The sequence below is a fragment of the Cognatundibacterium crateris genome (assembly GCF_010078235.1).
GTDB classification, from domain to species: Bacteria; Pseudomonadota; Gammaproteobacteria; order Burkholderiales; family Burkholderiaceae_D; genus Undibacterium; species Undibacterium crateris.
In genome coordinates, this window is sequence record NZ_JAABOS010000024.1 from 1 (window position 1) to 2,302 (window position 2,302).

Sequence of the window (2,302 nt, forward strand, 5' to 3'; positions counted from 1 at the left end):
GCTACTCCATTCCACAACACGGTGCCGTCAAAGTCGACGTCGATGTTGACCACCACTGGCTCCACCGGATTCTTCGGCGCGGCCTGGTTGGTTGGCATGTTCAGATTCACGGAGTGATTCTGAATCGGGATGGTGATGATGAGCATGATGATCAGTACCAGCATGACGTCAATCAGCGGGGTCATGTTCATTTCGATCATGACTTCCGGATCAGCCGATGAGCTGCCTGAACCTACTTGCATTCCCATGTCAGATCCTTTCTTAGTTACGTGGTGGGGGTTCGATCACGAAGCCCACTTTGGCGATCCCGGCGCGCTGGGCGGTCAGGATGGTTTTGCCGACAAATTCGTAGCGGACGTTCTGGTCGCCACGGATGTGTACTTCCGGTTGCGGTACTTTGACGGCTTCGACTTTGAGACGGTCGAACAGGTCTTCGGTGCCGCCTGGCAGGGGTTTCATCATGCCGTTCCAGTACACGTCGCCGTCTTTGTTGATCGAGACGGTGATGTTTTCCGGTTTGGTTTTGTAGATCTGGTTACGTTCTGCCGGGAGCTTGAGTTTGACCGTGTCTGTGATTACCGGGGCGGTAATCAGGAAGATGATCAGTAACACCAGCATGACGTCAACCAGCGGGGTGGTGTTGATGGTGCTGTTGACTTCGTCTTCGCCGTCACCATCGTTGCCGATTGCCATTGCCATTTTGTTCTCTTTCAGTATGTCCGGTCGGGGGAGACTGGGCTGTGGAAATTTTTAAACTTCGAAGTTTTAAACNGCTGTGGAAATTTTTAAACTTCGAAGTTTTAAACTTTTAAACTTTTAAACCTTTGAACCTTTAAACACAGAGACACAGAGACACGGAGAAAGGCTTGAGAGAGGGACCGATTGATCAGCTTACTTCGCTTTGCTTAGCTTTTCTCTGCTTTTCCTCTGTGTCTCTGTGCCTCTGTGTTAAACAGGTTTTAACGCTTTTCAGGTTTTAACGCTTTCAGGTTTTAAANTCAGGTTTTAAACATTTAAACATTTAAACCTTTGAACCTTTAAACACAGAGACACAGAGACACGGAGAAAGGCGGAAGAGAGATACTGAATGATCAGACGACTGCTCTTCGCTTGGCTTAGCTTTACTTAGCTTTTCCTCTGTGTCTCTGTGCCTCTGTGTTAAACGCTTTTCAGGTTTTAAGGTTTTCAGGTTTTAACGCTTTAAGGTTTTAAACTTTTAAACCTTTGAACCTTTAAACACAGAGACACAGAGAAAGGCTTGAGAGAGGGACTGATTGATCAGCTTACTTCGCTTTGCTTAGCTTTTCTCTGCNGGCTTAGCTTTACTTAGCTTTTCTCTGCTTTTCTCTGCTTTTCCTCTGAGTCTCCGTGTCTCTGTGTTAAACGGGTTTTAACGCTTTTAGGTTTTAACGCTTTTCAGGTTTTAAGGGTTTCAGGTTTTAACGCTTTTCAGGTTTTAAGGGTTTCAGGTTTTAACGCTTTTCAGGTTTTAACGCTTTTCAGGTTTTAACGCTTTTCAGGTTTTAACGCTTTAAGGTTTTAACTATCTCTACAACTTAGTCCGCCCCCGTTGACCGGGTTGGACCTTATGCTTTTTTCGCGACTNNNCGACTTTAGTCATGTTGCCGGACAGGACAACAGAGTGCAGGTCAGCGGCGAATGCGCGGACTTCTTCCATGGCGCTCTTGTTGCGACGGACCAGGAAGTTGTAGCCCAGAACCGCTGGAACCGCGACTGCCAGACCGATCGCGGTCATGATCAGCGCTTCACCCACAGGGCCCGCTACTTTGTCGATCGATGCCTGACCGGACATACCGATCGCTGTCAGCGCGTGGTAAATACCCCATACAGTACCGAACAGACCAACGAATGGTGCAGTAGAACCCACTGTCGCCAGGAAGGCCAGGCCGTCTTGCAGGCGGCTTTGTACTTTGTCGACTGCGCGTTGGATGGACATGGAGACCCAGGTGTTCAGATCGATTTGTTCCAGCAGGGCGCCTTCATGGTGCTCGGTGGCTTTGATGCCGGAGTCAGCGATGAAGCGGAATGGGCTGCCTTCTTTGAGGGAAGCTGCACCTGCTTGCACAGAAGCGGATTTCCAGAATTTAGCGCGGGCATCCGTTGCCTGGCCAGACAGTTTGATCTGGTCGACGATTTTGGTGATCAGGATGTACCAGGAACCCATGGACATGATGACCATGATGATCAGTGTGCCTTTGGCGACGAAGTCACCGGTTTTCCAGAGTGCGTCCAAGCCGTATGGGTTTTCGATGACTTCTTTGGCTGGGCCGGCTTCAGCGGC

General features: G+C 49.3%; 3 protein-coding genes. All 3 read right to left on the bottom strand.

Annotation, left to right across the window (positions count from 1 at the left end):
• A partial coding sequence (locus tag EYB48_RS18885; RefSeq protein ID WP_202927840.1) for a biopolymer transporter ExbD occupies positions 1–248 on the bottom strand: 248 nt, incomplete at its 3' end.
• Positions 249–261: 13 nt separating this feature from the next.
• Entirely contained in the window at positions 262–699 is a 438-nt protein-coding gene (locus EYB48_RS18890; protein WP_162021926.1) for an ExbD/TolR family protein, read from the bottom strand.
• An 850-nt stretch (positions 700–1,549) separates the two neighbouring features.
• Positions 1,550–2,200 carry a MotA/TolQ/ExbB proton channel family protein gene (locus tag EYB48_RS18895; RefSeq protein WP_202927841.1) on the bottom strand — a complete coding sequence of 217 codons (651 nt, stop codon included), beginning with the start codon at positions 2,198–2,200 and terminating at the stop codon, positions 1,550–1,552.
• Positions 2,201–2,302 lie beyond the last annotated feature (102 nt).